Source organism: Streptomyces sp. R-74717 (assembly GCF_047305335.1).
Taxonomy (GTDB): Bacteria; Actinomycetota; Actinomycetes; order Streptomycetales; family Streptomycetaceae; genus Streptomyces; species Streptomyces atratus.
This window is the reverse complement of record NZ_CP102361.1, coordinates 9,970,628-9,986,220: the sequence shown is the minus strand read 5'-3', so window position 1 is coordinate 9,986,220 and position 15,593 is coordinate 9,970,628. Positions and strand designations below refer to the sequence as shown.

Sequence of the window (15,593 nt, the reverse complement as noted above, 5' to 3'; positions counted from 1 at the left end):
GTCAGGGGTGAGAGGAAGAACGGCTCTCGGCTCCGGGGAAGGCGACCGGGCAGTGGCTTGCGGCGATGAGTCCGCTCGGGACGGGGGCGGACCCGACGGCGACCGGGGCCGACGGCCATCAGCCGCGACGTGCGCACCACTGCCCGGTCTCAAGCACGGCGGGCCGCTTCACCGGCCGGTGTCGGGAGCACCCACCGGCCGGTGGCTCTCCGGAGCAGCCATGCAGTGGCTCTGCTCGCCGGAGCCCTGCCAGCAGGAAGGGCTGAAACGGGCGGGCCAATTGCCGAGCTTCCCGGGGAGGGATGGGCGGCCCACCGGTTAAACGACTTCAGTAACCCCAATAAATGAACTGCCATCAACCCCTGCGCCAATTAGTCACCCGATTGGCCCAGCGCGAAATTCGCTCCGAGAGCGGTGGCCAACTGCCGACCACTGCCGCCGCGACCGCAGCAATCACGCCAAGATCCTTTCATCGCAGCCAGCCACCACCGGATAATTCCCAGGGCGTGCACCATGTCTTTTCGGCCGGGATATCCCGGCGGCAAACCGTCGCGAATGCGACTTCGCGACCCAGTGGGACCCGATTTGGAGATCCCATCGAGAAGAAGGAATCCACCGTTCAGCAAATTACGCCATACGAGTGAACTGTCGGCGGTCTCATTGCGAGATTATTCAGCCCCGTGGGATAACCGTTTTGAATCCAACCGGTGGGCTGCCCTCCTCTCCGGGGAGCGCGGCAACCGACGATCCGCAGCAGAACTGGCCAGCCAGTTGTGAGCAGCATCGAGATCGTTCGTCGCAATGAGCGCCCCTCGGCAAGGAAGAGGCGGCTCGCATCACCTCGCCAAGGGGCACCATGCGAGCTATCTGTGCCGTCCAATCCCCCATCGGGGCCTACCTCCTGCCGTCGGGACCGGCCGCGATCCCGACGGCCGCCTCGTCGTTTCGTACGCGAGGCCGGCCGCCGATACCGTCCGCGCCGCCTCCGAACCGGCCACCGCGTCCTGGAGGGTGACGCGCCGCGCATGGGATTCCTGGACCAGTTGCGCGGCTTCGTGACACTCACCGTCCTGTGGTGGAAACATTTCCGGCTGCACTCGAGGCGGCGTGGCGGAAAGTAATCGAACCAACGAATTTGCTGATCACTCAGCGCTGATTCCCCCGACTGGAGAGCGCTATGCCTCAATCGATTCGCGTGATGCTCAGCGGAGGGCCGGAGGGCTCTCCGCTGACCTGGGAAGTCAAGTCACTGGACACTGAAACAAGAGTGACGGTTCCCCACTGGAACGGTTATGAGCATTTCGAGTTCGCAGATCACTATGCCGAACTCGATGGCGAACTGCTACCGATCTACCGCTGGATCTACCGCACATACATTGCCGAATAGGGCCTGCGCAATTCAGTCGCTGCGGAATCTCTTTTCCAACAGCGCACAGCCGCTTACGTGCGGGTACTGCCAACTGATCCGGAGGGGATCAAAATGACGACTTCTCTGTTGCACGTAGGTGTGTCATGAGCGGGGCGGCCCCCCGCACGGGCGGCGGCCGGTACGCGCGGGACGCCGTGGTCACCGGTGTCGGGTTCTGCCTTCCCGGTGACGGGCGACCCGTCTTCACCGCGGACGACCTGTGGAACATCGCCTCCCGAGGAGCCACCTGTCTCATGCAGAGCAATGCCTACTACGGCTCCGTAGAGCTCTCGGACGCGATGTTCGACGAACGCCTCCCCGATGTCGCGCCGTTCTTCTCACGCCACTACACCGCAGCGCACCGGTTCGGCCTGGTGTCCATGGCGGAGGCCTGCTCGGACGCTGAACTGGATCCCCTCTCGGGCGACTTGGCCGACGCGGCGATCCTGGCAGGACGCGGCGGCGTCGACGCGAATATCGACAGCTACCTCGCCGTGCTGCGAGCCGACCCCGAGACCATTCGCGTGACGGAGGCGATGGAACTGTTCGTCGCGGCGGAACAGGCCGTCACTCCTTCCGACGTCGCCCTGGTCCAAGGCGCACTGTCCCGATCCAGAGGCCCCAACTTCACGGTCTCGTGCGGCTGCGCGTCATCCGCGGTGCAGATCGGCAACGCCCGACGCCTGATCGCCGACGGCGAGGTCGACATCGCCGTCGTGACCGGCGTCGACATCTTCAGCGTCAAACTGATCCGTAACATCCAGCGCCTGCTGCAGGGCGCGCAGAAGACGTACGAAATCATCCGGTCCGACGACATGCCCGCGCTTCTGCCGTCCTTCGACTCCCTCATGCGCCCGTACGACCGGCGTGCCGACTGCATCAACCACGGCGAGGGATCGGCGACGGTCATCATGGAGAGCCGCGAGCACGCGTCCCGGCGCGGGGCCCACCTGTACGGTCAGGTGCTCGCCCAGGCCACGACCCGCGACGGGCTGACCAATCCTCTGGCCTCCGACGAGACAGGCCGCGAGCTGGTGTCCGCCGTCCGCCGATGTCTCGGAGACCGCTGGGAGATCGGCCAGGTGCCCTACGTCCACGGTGGCAGCGACGGCAACGTGGTGGTCACCACCTTCGAGGCGAACGCGATCAAGGAACTGTACGGATCCGCCGCACAGGACCTGCTGATGACGTCTCAGGAAGGCTGCTTCGGCCACAATGGCGCGCCGGCGGGCTGTCTCGGCGTTGCTCTGACACTGCTCATGATGGAGCGCGGCGAGGTGTGTCCCACCGCGAACTGCGAGCAGCCGGCGGACAACCTCACTTTCGACCCGGTCCCCGGCGTGCACACCCGGCCTCTCGACTTCGACCACGCGCTGAGTTTCAACTACCAGGTCGGCGGGGTGAAGAGCGCGATCCTCCTGGGAAGCCCCGACGTCTGAGGTCCGCCCCGGTAACCCTCAGCCCTCCCCGGCGCCCGGTCCGCCCCCTGGCCGTGTGCGTCGCGAGCCCGGGTGAGCCGTCAGCAGAGCCGGAAGCTTCCCGCTTCCCTGCGAAGTCAATCGACAAATCGACAAGGAGAACCCTCGTGGGCCGACACAGGCATCCCTCCAACAAGGCAACGGACTCCATCGCTGTGATCGGCATGGGCTGCAGGCTTCCTGGCGACATCGACTCCCCCGCGGCCCTGTGGCGGCTGCTCGCCAACGGGCAGGAGGCGGTCGGGAGTCCGCCGCCGGGACGCGAAGCACTCTGGTCGCAAGCCGGCGCTGAACGAAACCCCGGCGGCCCCACACCTCCTCAGCAGGGCGGGTACCTGAGCGACGTGTCAGGTTTCGACGCGGACTTTTTCGGGGTCTCCGGCCGCGAGGCGGACGTACTCGATCCCCAGCACCGGTTGCTGCTGGAAGTGGCCTGGGAGGCGTTGGAACACGCCGGATTGCCACCGGATCGATTGACCGGCTCGCCGACGGGGGTCTTCGCCGGTCTCAGTTACAACGACTACATGGATCAGCTCGCCGGGCAACCCCAGGAACTCGAGGGCTCCATCCTGACGAACGGGCACTGCGTCGCCGCAGGCCGTATCTCCTACCTCCTGGGCCTGCACGGCCCCTGCGTGTCACTCGACACGGCCTGCTCGTCCTCGCTCGTCGCGTTCCACCTGGCCTGCCGGGCGCTGCTCCAGAACGAATGCGATCTCGCCCTCGCCGCCGGTGTCACGCTCATGCTCCGACCCAGGACAACCCTGTCCTTCGCCCGCATGGGAATGCTGTCGCCCACGGGACGCTGCCACACCTTCGACGCCGCCGCGGACGGCTTCGTCCGCGGCGAAGGCTGCGTCGCCGTCGTACTCAAACGCCTGGCCGATGCCGAACAGGACGGCGATCGTGTCCTCGCCGTCGTCCGCGGTTCCGCCGTGAACCAGGACGGCCGGTCCGACGGACTGGCCGCCCCTTCTCCCACCGCCCAGCAGGCCCTGTTTCAGCAGGCACTCACAAACGCCGGGATCGACCCGCAGGACATGGGGATGATCGAGGCTCACGGAACGGGAACCCCGGTCGGTGACCCGATCGAGTTCGCCAGCCTGGCGCAGGTGTACGGCAACGGCCACGGCCGGTGCGCTCTGGGATCGGTCAAGACCAACCTCGGCCACCTGGAGCCTGCCGCCGGGGTCACCGGACTGATCAAGACGGTCCTGTGCCTCCAGCACGGGCTCATCCCACCCAACGTGAACTTCACCCGCTGGAATCCGGCCATCGCCGCGGAGAAGACCCGCTTCTTCGTGCCCACCGAGTTGACCCAGTGGCCCGTACAGGCGCCGACGAGGCTGGCCGCGGTCTCCTCCTTCGGATTCTCCGGTACCAACGCCCACGTAATCCTGGAACAACCGCCACTGGACAGCCGAACGGCCCTGCCACGCCGGCGGCAGACGCCTCATGCCGCACCCGAAGTGGTCCTGGTTCCGGCCGGATCCCCCGCCGTACTGCCGACCGCGGCACTGCGGCTGGCCGACTGGCTGGAGGGCGACGGCGCGAAGGTACCGTTGCGCGACGTCGCGCACACCTTGGCCCTGCGACGCAGCGCAGGGCGGGGACGTCTCGGAGTCGTGGCCCATTCGACGCGCGACGCGGTCGGCGCACTGAGGGCGTTCGCAGCGGGCCGGGTCCACTCGGCCGTGGTGTCGGGGCCGACGAGTGTCACCGTCTCCCGGCAGCCGGTATGGGTATTCTCCGGACAGGGCTCGCAGTGGCCGGGCATGGGACGCGGACTGCTGCAGCAGGAACCGGCCTTCGCAGCGGCCCTGGCCGAAGTCGACGCTCATATCTCCGCCGAAGCCGCGTTCTCCGTACTGGACGTGGTGCGCGCAGGTGAACCGGTGACGGAATGTTCCAAAGTGCAGCCCGTGCTGTTCGCCCTGCAGATCGCGCTGGCCGCCACCTGGCGCGCCCACGGAGTCGAGCCGGCCGGTGTCATCGGCCACTCCATGGGAGAAGTCGCGGCCGCTGTCGTAGCCGGGGCGCTGTCACTGAAGGATGGCGCCAGGGTGATCTGCCGTCGCTCCGCGCTGCTCACCCGGATCGCGGGAGCCGGTGCCATGGCAACCGTAGGACTGGACCGGGCCGCGGTGGAGGCCGAGCTCTCAGCGAACGGCGCCGAGTCCGTCTCCGTAGCGGTCCTTGCCGCGCCGAACTCCACCGTCGTGGCGGGCGACACCACTCAGGTGGCAAGGCTCGTCGCCGACTGGAAGGACCGCGGTATCCCGGCAATGACCGTTGCGGTGGACGTCGCCTCCCACAGCCCGCAAGTGGACCCGCTGCTCGCCGAACTCCTCACCACCCTCTGTGACCTGACTCCTCAGCGCCCCAAGATCCCCTTCTACTCCACCGTGCTGAAGGACCCGCACGCGGTGCCGGCCTTCGACGCCGACTACTGGTGCGCCAACCTGCGCAACCCGGTCCGCTTCTCCCCGGCGGTGGCCACGGCCGCCGCGGACCGCAACCTGGTGTACGTCGAGGTCTCCCCGCACCCAGTGGTCACACACGCCGTCGCGGAGAGCCTGGAAGACCTGGCCGGCGAACCGGTCGTACTGCCCACGCTGCGCCGCGGAGAGGACGAGTCCACTACGTTCCGCACCCAGCTCGCGGCCCTGCACTGTGCGGGGGTGAACGTCGACTGGTTGCCGATGTACGCGCAGGCCGACCTCGCGGACGTCCCCACCATCGCCTTCGACCGCAAGCGCCACTGGGTGGATGCCGCCCGGCCGGCCGGGCGGAGCAGCGCGCCGCACGCTCGGCCGTCACCCTGCCGGGCAGCCACACCGAGGTACCCGGCGAACGGGTGCGCCACTGCTGGCAGGGGGACGCCGGAACCACGGGGCTGCCCTGGCTGACCGACCACCGAGTGCACGGCACCCCCGTACTGCCCGGCGCCGCCCACTACGCGATCGCACTGACCACTGCCTGCGAGGTGTTCGACGCCACCCCCGCAGACGTAGAGGTCACCGACGTCTCATTCCGGGAGATGCTGCGCCTGACCGAGCACACCGACCTGAGTACGACCGTCACCATGACCGCCCCGGATCACGCCAGGTGCGAGATCTTCGGACGCGGTGATGGCGGCCGGTGGGTGACGTACGCCTCCGCCGTGCTGCGCCGTCTCTCCCTGCCCTCGCGCACCCGCACCGTGTCCGTCGCCACCCTGACCCGGAGGCACTCGGTCACCAGCGATCCCGCAGCTCTCTACAGAGGACTTCGTTCCCGGGGACTGGAACACGGTCCGGCGTTCGCCGGAATCACGGATCTGCACACCTCCCGCAGCCGAGAGAGTTTCTGGGCCCGTGTGGAGGTCCCGGAGCCCGCACGGACCGGAGAGCACTCCTTGCTGGTTCACCCTGTCCTCGTTGACCTCTGCCTGCAACTCCTGGTCGCAGGGACCGTCGAGGACACCGGCCAGGGGCTGATTCTCCCCGTCCACATGCAGGCGGTACGGATTCTGGGGGATCCCGCGACCGCTGTGTACTGCCACGCGCGGATCGTCGAGACCACGGCCGACAGCGCCATGGGGCATGCCCGTCTGCTGAACGAAGCAGGCAAACCGGTTATGGCCGTCGACGGAGTGAGGTTTGCACGTCGGAGCCCGCGGAAGGCCGACCAGGTCGACCAGTGGTTCCTGGAGGCCGGTTGGCATCCCGTCCCACGTCCACAGGCCACCTCGCAGCCCCCGCCCGGAAACTGGCTCGTCATCGGGGAGGGCCAGGGAGACGCCGAGGCTCTGGCCGCCATCCTGCGCGAGGCCGGGGCTCAGGCCGAGGCGTGGGACACCCCGCTGGGAGATGAGCGGCTCGGAGCGTTCGGTGAATCCGTCAGCACACACCTGGAGGCCATCCCGTCCCCCGCGCGCGCGGTGGTGATGCTGTGCGGCACATCGCCCGCCACCACGGACGATCCCACCGTGGGCGCCCAGCGTCGTGCCCGACGAATCCTCGGCACTGCCCAGGCAGTCGCCCGCAGTTCCACCCCTCCTCGCCTGTACGCGGTCACCCGGGCCGCCCGTGCGGTAGCGGCCGGCGAGAGCGTGGATCTCGAGCAAAGTGCCCTGCGCGGCGTGATCCGCGTCCTGGCGTTCGAGCACCCGCACATGCGCGCCACCCTGGTGGACACGGACCACGGCAACGCAAGCCTTCGGAGTCTGGCCGAGGAACTGCTCGCCGACGGCCACGAGGACGAGATCGCCCTACGAGGTGCCACCCGGTACATCGCCCGGCTCGACCGCGCCCCGCTTGCCGCCTCCGAGCAGGTCACGGCCGCCACCCGCACCATGCGCTACGGGGTGGACGGATTCCGCCTCCGGGCGGGGCGGCTCGGGGACCTCGGCAGTCTGGAACTCGTCGCGACCGGGCGGCGGACTCCAGGACCGGGCGAGGTGGAGCTGTGCGTCCGGGCAGCGGGCCTCAACTTCCGCGACGTACTCACGGCCATGGGGCTCCTGCCCGGCGAGCAGGACATCCGATACCGGATCGGCTTCGAGTGCGCAGGTGTGGTGACCGAAGTCGGACCCGGCGTCGAGCACCTGAGTGTCGGCGACCCGGTACTCGCCGTTCACCTCGAAGGCGGCGCCTTCGCCTCGTTCGTCACTGTGCCGGCGACCGTGGTCGCACCGATTCCGGCCGGGCTCGATCCTGTCTCCGCGGCAGGACTTCCCACGGCCTTCCTCACCGCCTGGTACGCCTTGCGCCATGTCGGCCGCCTGCGCGCAGGGGAACGCGTCCTGATCCATTCGGCCAGTGGGGGCACCGGCTTGGCGGCGGTCGCCGTAGCCAAGCTGCTCGGCGCCGAGGTGCTGGCAACAGCCGGCAACGAAGAGAAGCGACGATACCTGCGCGGCAGCGGGATCAGCCGGGTGATGGACTCCCGGTCCCTGGACTTCGCCGAGCAGACCCGCAACGCCACCCACGGGCTGGGCGTGGATGTCGTCCTCAACTCGCTCTCCGGAGCGGCAGTCCGCGCAGGGCTGGAGACGCTTCGGCCCTTCGGCCGCTTCGTCGAACTGGGAGTGCGTGACATCCTGGCCGACGCCCCTGTCGGGCTGGCCCCGTTCCGGCACAACATCACCTTGAGCACCGTTGATCTCATCGAACTCCAGCGGACCCGTCCCGACATGTTCGCGACCGTGCTGCGTGAGGTCCTCACCGAGTTCGCCGAAGGCCGTCTGAAACCGCTGCTCTGCACCACGTATCCGCTCGCCGAAGCCACCGACGCCTTCCGGATGATGGCCGGTGCCGGCCACATCGGCAAGCTGGTCCTGACCATCCCGAACCGAGGTGAGACCACTGCGGTCCTTCCCGAAGGGCCGCCTGTCGTTCACGCCGACGGCGCTTACATCGTCACCGGCGGCCTGCGCGGCCTCGGCCTGGCAACCGCGCACTGGCTGGCCGAGCAGGGCGCGAGTCACATCGTTCTCAACGGCCGCACACCTCCCTCCCTCGCCGCCGCGCGCGCGATCAGGGAGTTGTCCGCCGGCGGCACCCGGATCACTGTCGTACTGAGCGACATCGCCAAACCGGGTACCGCAGAACGCCTGGTGGCCACCGCCACCGAAGACGGGACACCCCTGCGCGGTGTCATGCACTGCGCCATGGTCCTCGAGGACGCCGCGATCACCAATATCCGAGACCCCCAGCTGAAGCGCGTATGGAACCCCAAGGTCACCGGCGCATGGCAACTGCACAACGCCACATCAGCGCACACACTGGACTGGTTCGTCGTCTTCTCCTCCATGGCCTCGTTGCTGGGCAACCCCGGGCAGGGTGTGTATGCCGCCGCCAACTCCTGGCTCGATGCCTTTGCCGCCTGGCGGACCCGCACAGGCATGCCCACGCTCGCCGTCAACTGGGGGCCGTGGGGCGAGACCGGTGTCGCAACCGACTTCAGCAGCCGGGGCTACCAGACGATCCCGACCGACAAGGGATTGCTGGCGCTCCACTCGCTTCTGGCACACGGACGCGTCCAGACCGGGGTGATTCCCGGGGAGCCGAGCACCTGGATCCCCCTCGCCGGACGGCAGTCCTCGTTCTTCAGCCTCCTCGCCCCGGGCAACGAACACCCCGCAGACAAGCCGGAGGGCTCCCGCGACATCCGGGGCCGTCTCGAGGGCCTTGCTCCAGGCATCGCCCGGCGCAAGGCCCTCGAGACCTACTTGGCCGATCACATTCGCGGAGTTCTCCGGCTGGGCAGCACCACTCTTGACCCGCAGACCCCTCTGAAGGCGCTGGGTTTCGATTCACTGCTGTCCATGGAATTACGGGTCCGTCTGGAATCCGACCTCAGGGTCGAGCTCGCCAGCAACTTTGTCTGGCAGCATCCGACGCTGTCGGCACTGGCCGCAGGCCTTGCCGAGTGCATGGGTCTGGAACTGCAGAGCACCGATCAGCCGACCTCAAGCAGGTGATGGCGCAACCGGATCTCAAGAGGCGTGGGGCCACCCGGAAACATGGCCCCCATGTCTTCGTTGGCGCCCTGCATCCGCTCCGGAGGTGATGCCGTCCTCCAAGCGGCCCGCAGCCGTCGGCGGGTGATCAATCACGCCTCGAGGACCTGCTCGGCGTCGATACCCACAAGGACGTTCACGCTGCGGCTGTGGTCAGGGGGCGGCCACCACGACTGCTCGTCCCGGGTACACGACGAGCAGTCGGGCGACCATGCGCGCGGCTGGGGCGGTTCGGGAGCGTGGGGAGGTGGCTTTGCAGGTGAGTACCGGTTCTGGCACAACTTCTGTTCAGCGCAGACAGAATGTGACGACCGCTGGCGAGTCGGTGAGCCAGTGGCTCTGCTCAGATGGTTGACCCAGTAGCTGATCCGACTTCGGTGACCCGGCCATCCGGGAACCCCCGCAGCCCGGATGCCTCACAGGTCGGTAGCCCGCTCATGGCGGGGCTCGTACAGGCCCACCTCGCCGCCACCCGGCAGACGGAACCTGGTGAGCCGTCCCCAGCGCGCATCGGTCACAGGCTGCGTGAACTCGACTCCCTTGGCGGTCAGGTTCTTCACCGTCGCTGCGACGTCGTCGCACATCAGATAGAACTCCTGCGTCTCCGGGCCGTCCGTGGGGTGCACGGCGAGCTCGGTCGGCGGAAGCTTGAAAATCAGCCAGCCGCCTCCCACGTCGACATGTGGATACTCAAGCACATCCCTGAAGAAGGCCCGGTCCGCTTCCGCATCACGGCTGTAGATGATGACGTGTCCACCGTTGATCACGCGGCCAGGATAAGTCCTGACAGGACAACGCGGTGCTGTGACGTCATACGGAGTGTTGTGGATCAATTACCGGTCGACCATTCGAGCAGAGCCACTGGCCGACGGCGAATGGACTGACAGTCAGTCCTTGCGCTCTCCTGGCGGCTGCATGAAGTTTCCCCAAGGCCGGGTAGTTAGCGTTTTCGCAGGTCACGCAAGGGATTTGAAGGACTTCTGGCGCAGAGCAACGGAGCTCGTTGGTACAGGCAGTCGTCCAAGACAGTTTGTACCGCAAGGAGCTCCGTTGCCTGTTCATTGTGTCTCGCCGTCGGCGCTGACGGCCATCACCCGTACGGTGACTGTGGCCGCGGGCCGGTTCGCGCCCGGCCATCTGGGAGGACTGACGCCGATCATGCCGTTCGAGCTCGTCGACGCGGTCTTGTCCGAGACCAGGACCGTGCAGCGGCGGCTGCGTGATCTGCCTTCGCGGGTCGGCGTCTACTTCCTCCTGGCGATGTGCCTGTTCCCCGAGATCGGCTATCGACTGGTCTGGGACAAGCTGACCGCCGGCTTGTTGGGGATGCCGATCGTCTGCCCGAGCACGAAAGCGCTACGTGATCTGCGCCGCAGACTCGGCAGTGTGCCGGTGCGGGCCTTGTTCGAGGTGTTGGCCGGGCCGTTGGCCCAGCCGACCACGCCGGGAATACAATTCGGCTCGTATCGGACGGTGTCGTTCGACGGCTGCAGCTCGATCAAGGTGCCTGACAGCGAGCGCAACCGGGGCTGGCTGGGGCGGTGCCCGCACGGCGGCCATCCCCAGGTTGAGCTGATGACGCTGGTCGAGACCGGCACCCGGGCCGTGATCGGAGCGGTCATCGGCCCCACCCGGGAGGGCGAGACCTCGTACGCCACCAGGCTGTTGCACCATCTGAGCCCCGAGATGTTGGTGCTGTGGGACCGGGGCTTCGGCGGCAACGACTTCCTCGCCGCCGTGCACTCCACCGGCGCACGGGTCCTGGGCCGCATCTCCCAGAGCCGCCGCCCACAGGTCCTCCAGCCGCTCGCTGACTCCTCCTACCTCTCGGTCATCGGCGGCGTCCCGGTGCGCAGCATCGAAGCCCGGGTGAGCGTCACCTGCTCGGACGGCAGCAACTTCGAGGGCACCTACCGTCTGGCAACCACGCTCCTGGACGCCCGCCATTACCCCGCCGACCGCCTCGTGCGTCTTTATCACGAACGCTGGGAGCACGAGAGCGCCTACTACACCTTGCGCCACACCATCCTGCACGGACGCGTCCTGCGCTCGCACGACCCAGTCGGCGTCGAGCAGGAGATGTGGTCCCTGCTCACCCTCTACCAGCTCCTGCGCCGGGCGATGGTCGAGGCGGCGGAGTCCAGGCCAGGTGCCGATCCCGACCGCTGCGGCTTCACCATCGCTCTCCAAACCGCCCGCGACCTGCTGGTACGCGGGGAGGGAATCGTTGAGCAGGGCATCGGTGAGATCGGCCGCCGAGTCCTGTCGGCGCTTTCCCCGCCGCGGCAAACCCGTGTCAGCACCCGTAAGGTGAAGTCCCCCATCTCCCGTTACGCGGAACGGAAGCTGGACGGCCGCCCCGACAACAGCCGGGGTGTGACCTCGGTGACGATCACTCTCCTGCCGCCCCGCCGCCTGAGCCCGCACTGCCGACGACGACCGTTCGGGAGAACACCGGCAGCCGCATGACGCGCGTCCTGGCCCTGCTGCAGGCAGAGCCCGAGCGGCAGTGGCGCGCACGGGAGATCGCCGAGCTCCTCGGCGACGTCACCCTCGTCGCCACCTATCGACAACTCGCTCGCTGGACCGAGAGAGGCTTGATCAAGAGGGTTCGCACCGGCCGCTACGCAGCAACCCCCGCCGACGGCACCTCCCTTGCACCACAAGCGAACGCGCTAACTACCCGGCCTTGGGGAAACTTCACCGGTCACCACCGCGGCTTCGTCGGGTTGAAGTCCGGGTGGAACCGGCGCATGTAACCCGTGTCGTCGCGTCCGGTGATGCCCTGCCGAAGGTAGTTCTCATGCAGCCGGGCAAGCGCGTCCTGGTCCAGCCGCACGCCGAGCCCCGGCGACATCGGCACGGGTACGGCGCCGTCGACGAAGGTCAGCGGGTGCTCCACCACGTCGACACCCAGCTGCCACGGCGTGTGGGTGTCGGCGGCGTAGGACAGCTGCGGCAGCGCCGCGCCGAGGTGGGTCATCGCGGCAAGGCTGATGCCGAGATGGCTGTTGGAGTGCATCGACAGGCCAAGGCCCCAGGTCTCGCAGATGCCCGCCAGGCGCACGGACTGCCGCAGTCCGCCCCAGTAGTGGTGATCGGACAGGATGACCTGAACGGAGCCGCGATCGACGGCCTCGGGAATGTGATCGAAGGAGACCACGCACATGTTGGTGGCCAGCGGCATCCCGGCGGTCTCGGCGATGGCGGCCATGCCGGCCAGGCCCTCGGTGGGATCTTCGAGATATTCCAGCAGGCCCTGAGTCTCGGCGGCGACCCGGCGGGAGGTCTCGACGCTCCACGCGGCGTTGGGATCGATGCGCAGCGGCAGCGTGGGGAACTCCTCGCGCAGCGCGCGAATGGCGTCGAGTTCCTCGTCGGGAGCGAAGACACCGCCCTTCAGCTTGATCGACTGGAAGCCGTACATCTGCACCATCGTCCGGGCCTGCGCCACGATCCCGTCAGGGTCGAGCGCAGCGCCGTAGGGGTCCGGGGCATCGCCGGGATGCTGCGCCCACTTGTAGAACAGGTACGCCGAGAAGGGCACGGCGTCGCGTACCCAGCCGCCGAGGAGATCGTGGACCGGCCGGCCGATCGCCTGGCCCTGCACGTCGAGGCAGGCGACCTCGAATGCGGAGAAGACCCGCAGCGCCGCCTTCTCCGGGCCCATGCCGCCGGCCGGACCGAGTTTCTCCGCGGGCGCGTCAGCGGTGCCGAGCAGTGCATCCACCACGGACTTGATGTATTCGGTCCGGAACGGGTCCAGCCCGATCAGCAGCGGTGCCACCGTACGCAGCACCGCCAGGTGCGTGGCGTCGCCGTAGGTCTCGCCGAGCCCGATGAGCCCGTCCCCGCAGTCGACTTCGATGATCGCGCGCAATGCCCACGGCTCGTGGCAGCCCACGGCGTTGAGCAACGGCGGATCAGGGAATGCGATGGGCGTGATGCGGATGTCGATGATCGTGGCGTGCCCTGACGGGCTCTGCAGCTCCACGTCGTCCTTCCTCGTATCGGAACCAGTCGTCATGCCCGGGACTCCTCCAGTCGATGGAGTGCCGTGCGTCCGCGGTCCACGATGGCCGCGAGTTGCGCGACGTGTTCCGGTGTGGCCTCCACCAGCGGCGGCCGGACGGGGCCGACGGCCAGTCCGGCCAGCCGCGCACCGGCCTTGACCAGCGAAACGGCGTAGCCGGGCACGTGGCCGCGCAGCGCGGCGAACGGCAGGTAGAACTCGGTCAGCAGCGTTCGCTGCGCCTCCTCGTCGTCGTCGCGCACAGCCCGGTGGAATGCGGTGGCGATGTCGGGGGCAAAGCAGTGCACCGCCGAGGAGTAGCTCTCCACGCCGATCGCTGCGTAGGCTCGCGCGCTGAGCTCTGCGGTCGGCAGGCCGTTGAGGAATCCGAACTCGGCGGCGCGGGGGTGTCCGCTGGTACGTACGGCGGTGACCAGGCGGAGCATCGCGTCGACGTCGCCGCAGCCGTCCTTGATGCCCGCGACGGTCGGGATGTCGAGCAGTTCCACCGCGGCTGCCGGATCGAGGACCGCGTTGGCCCGCTGGTAGACGGTGATCGGCAGCGGTGTGGCCTCGGCGACGTAGCGAATATGGCGCACCAGCCCCTGCGGGGTGGACGTCAGCAGATAGGGGGGCAGCAACAGCAGTCCGTCGGCGCCGCATTCCTGCGCGGCCAGCGCGAACTCCCGTGCGACCCGCGGGCCTCCGCCCGCCCCGGCGAACACCGGTATGCGTCCGGCGGCCTGCTTCACCGCGGTGGACACGACCTGCCGGTACTCGTCGAGCCCGAGCGCGGGGAACTCGCCGGTGCCGCACGCCACGAACAGACCGCTGGGTCCGGCGGCGATCTGTGCCTCGACGTGGGTGGCGAAGACGTCCAGGTCGACCTCGTCGGCGTCGTCGAAGGGAGTCAGAGGGAAGGAGAGCAGTCCCGAGAGCCGCGTTGTTCGTTCATCGCATTTCACGGTATTCATGGATGAATCTCCACTTCAAGGGTTGCCTCGGCCGAGCCGGTGCTCGGCCGACTGTTACGAACGGATGGCTGTCACGAACGGACGGCTGTCACCAGGTCCGCCCCAGGGGGAGGGCGCACCAGGCGCCCCCGAGCCGGGCTGCGGTCGGGTCGGCGGGGTCCGGCACGCCGCACCCGTCGATCACCTCGGGCGCGAACTGCTCGGCGTCGTCGAGCGGGTGGTAGCCGATCGCCTCACCTTCGGCCAGGCTCAGCCGACCCCGGGTGTTGCGGCTGACTCCCCACACGATCCGGTAGCCGGGTTCGCGGCAGCTCAGGCAGGCTTCGACGAGGCGGTGCCCGTCGGCCGGTGACAGCCAGGTGGACAGCCCGCGCATCCCGTTCGGCATCGGGAACCAGCTTCCGATGCGCAGACAGATGATGTCCATGCCGAAGCGGTCGTGGTACAGGCGCCCGGCGGACTCGATCGCGGCCTTGCTCCAGCCGTAGAGCGTGTCCGGGCGGGCCGGTGCGTCCGCGGCGACCGGAGTGCCGTCGTACTGGTGGAAGCCGACGGTATGTGTCGAGGAGGCGAGGACGACCCGGGGCACACCGGCCAGCCGGGCCGCCTCCAGGAGGTTCAGTGTGCCCCGCACGTTACGGTCCAGTACGTCGTCCAGGGTGGACTCGACGCTCTGGCCGCCGAGATGGACAATCGCGCTGACGCCCCGGCATGCCTCCAGCAGCGCCTCGGCGTCGGCGAGGGAGGCGATCACGGTCTCCTCCGCTCCGCTCCCTTCGACGGCGGGCGGCGTGGTGATGTCGAGAAGCCGCAGCGTGCGGCCCTCCCGTGCCGCCAGCGGCCGCAGTTGCGTGCCGACCCTGCCCGCGGCGCCCGTGAGCAGGATCCGGGTGGTATCGGTGGAGCCGATGGCGTGCGCGCCTTGCCAGGGCATGCGGAACCTCCAATGTCGTTCGATGCGTGACTGAGCGGCGTCCACGACCGGCAGTGGCCCGATCTCCCGGTCACACCCCGGCGCCGTGGCGGCGATCAGGTGGCCGAGCCGAAGCCGGGCCACCCAAGTCAGCGCGGGAAGAGGGCAGTACAGGTGGCCACTGGCGAACGCGTCGCCCGTGCCCACCGGTTCGACGTACGTCGACAGCGACCCGTACCGTTCACCGCGGACATGGGTGAACACGGTCGCGATACGAATCGCGCCCGCCTACCGTGTTGCAGC

General features: G+C 68.3%; 9 protein-coding genes. 5 read left to right on the top strand and 4 right to left on the bottom strand.

Annotated elements, in window-relative coordinates:
• The first annotated feature begins 1,177 nt into the window (after positions 1-1,177).
• The 4 genes from NRF20_RS45600 to NRF20_RS45585 all read left to right on the top strand — a co-directional run bounded on the left by NRF20_RS45600 (position 1,178) and on the right by NRF20_RS45585 (position 9,352).
• Complete coding sequence (locus tag NRF20_RS45600; protein WP_398633088.1) at positions 1,178-1,387, top strand: DUF5988 family protein; 210 nt, start codon at positions 1,178-1,180, stop codon at positions 1,385-1,387.
• Positions 1,388-1,512: 125 nt separating this feature from the next.
• Positions 1,513-2,847: a beta-ketoacyl synthase N-terminal-like domain-containing protein gene (locus NRF20_RS45595; RefSeq protein ID WP_413754449.1), complete on the top strand. Its 1,335-nt coding sequence runs from the start codon at positions 1,513-1,515 to the stop codon at positions 2,845-2,847.
• A gap of 146 nt (positions 2,848-2,993) precedes the next feature.
• Positions 2,994-5,795, top strand: coding sequence for a type I polyketide synthase (locus NRF20_RS45590; RefSeq protein ID WP_413754448.1), 2,802 nt, complete (start codon positions 2,994-2,996; stop codon positions 5,793-5,795).
• Positions 5,744-9,352, top strand: a complete 3,609-nt coding sequence (locus NRF20_RS45585; protein WP_413754447.1) for an SDR family NAD(P)-dependent oxidoreductase — start codon at positions 5,744-5,746, stop codon at positions 9,350-9,352. The genes NRF20_RS45590 and NRF20_RS45585 overlap by 52 nt, the downstream gene beginning before the upstream one ends.
• A gap of 455 nt (positions 9,353-9,807) precedes the next feature.
• Here the strand turns inward: NRF20_RS45585 and NRF20_RS45580 are convergent, their stop codons facing one another.
• Positions 9,808-10,158 (bottom strand): VOC family protein, encoded by a 351-nt coding sequence (locus tag NRF20_RS45580; RefSeq protein WP_398633085.1) that lies wholly within the window; start codon positions 10,156-10,158, stop codon positions 9,808-9,810.
• A 283-nt stretch (positions 10,159-10,441) separates the two neighbouring features.
• Here NRF20_RS45580 and NRF20_RS45575 point away from each other — a divergent pair, with 283 nt between their 5' ends.
• Positions 10,442-11,860 (top strand): IS4 family transposase, encoded by a 1,419-nt coding sequence (locus NRF20_RS45575; RefSeq protein ID WP_398633084.1) that lies wholly within the window; start codon positions 10,442-10,444, stop codon positions 11,858-11,860.
• 238 nt (positions 11,861-12,098) lie between these two features.
• Here the strand turns inward: NRF20_RS45575 and NRF20_RS45570 are convergent, their stop codons facing one another.
• From NRF20_RS45570 to NRF20_RS45560, 3 genes are all read right to left on the bottom strand, one after another.
• The gene (locus NRF20_RS45570) at positions 12,099-13,379 is read right to left on the bottom strand and encodes a glucarate dehydratase family protein (protein ID WP_413754699.1); all 1,281 of its coding nucleotides are present in this window, start codon (positions 13,377-13,379) and stop codon (positions 12,099-12,101) included.
• Between the two features lie 35 nt (positions 13,380-13,414).
• Entirely contained in the window at positions 13,415-14,377 is a 963-nt protein-coding gene (locus tag NRF20_RS45565) for a 5-dehydro-4-deoxyglucarate dehydratase (RefSeq protein ID WP_398633083.1), read from the bottom strand.
• Between the two features lie 88 nt (positions 14,378-14,465).
• Positions 14,466-15,554, bottom strand: coding sequence for an NAD-dependent epimerase/dehydratase family protein (locus NRF20_RS45560; protein ID WP_398633082.1), 1,089 nt, complete (start codon positions 15,552-15,554; stop codon positions 14,466-14,468).
• Between the last annotated feature and the right edge of the window lie 39 nt (positions 15,555-15,593).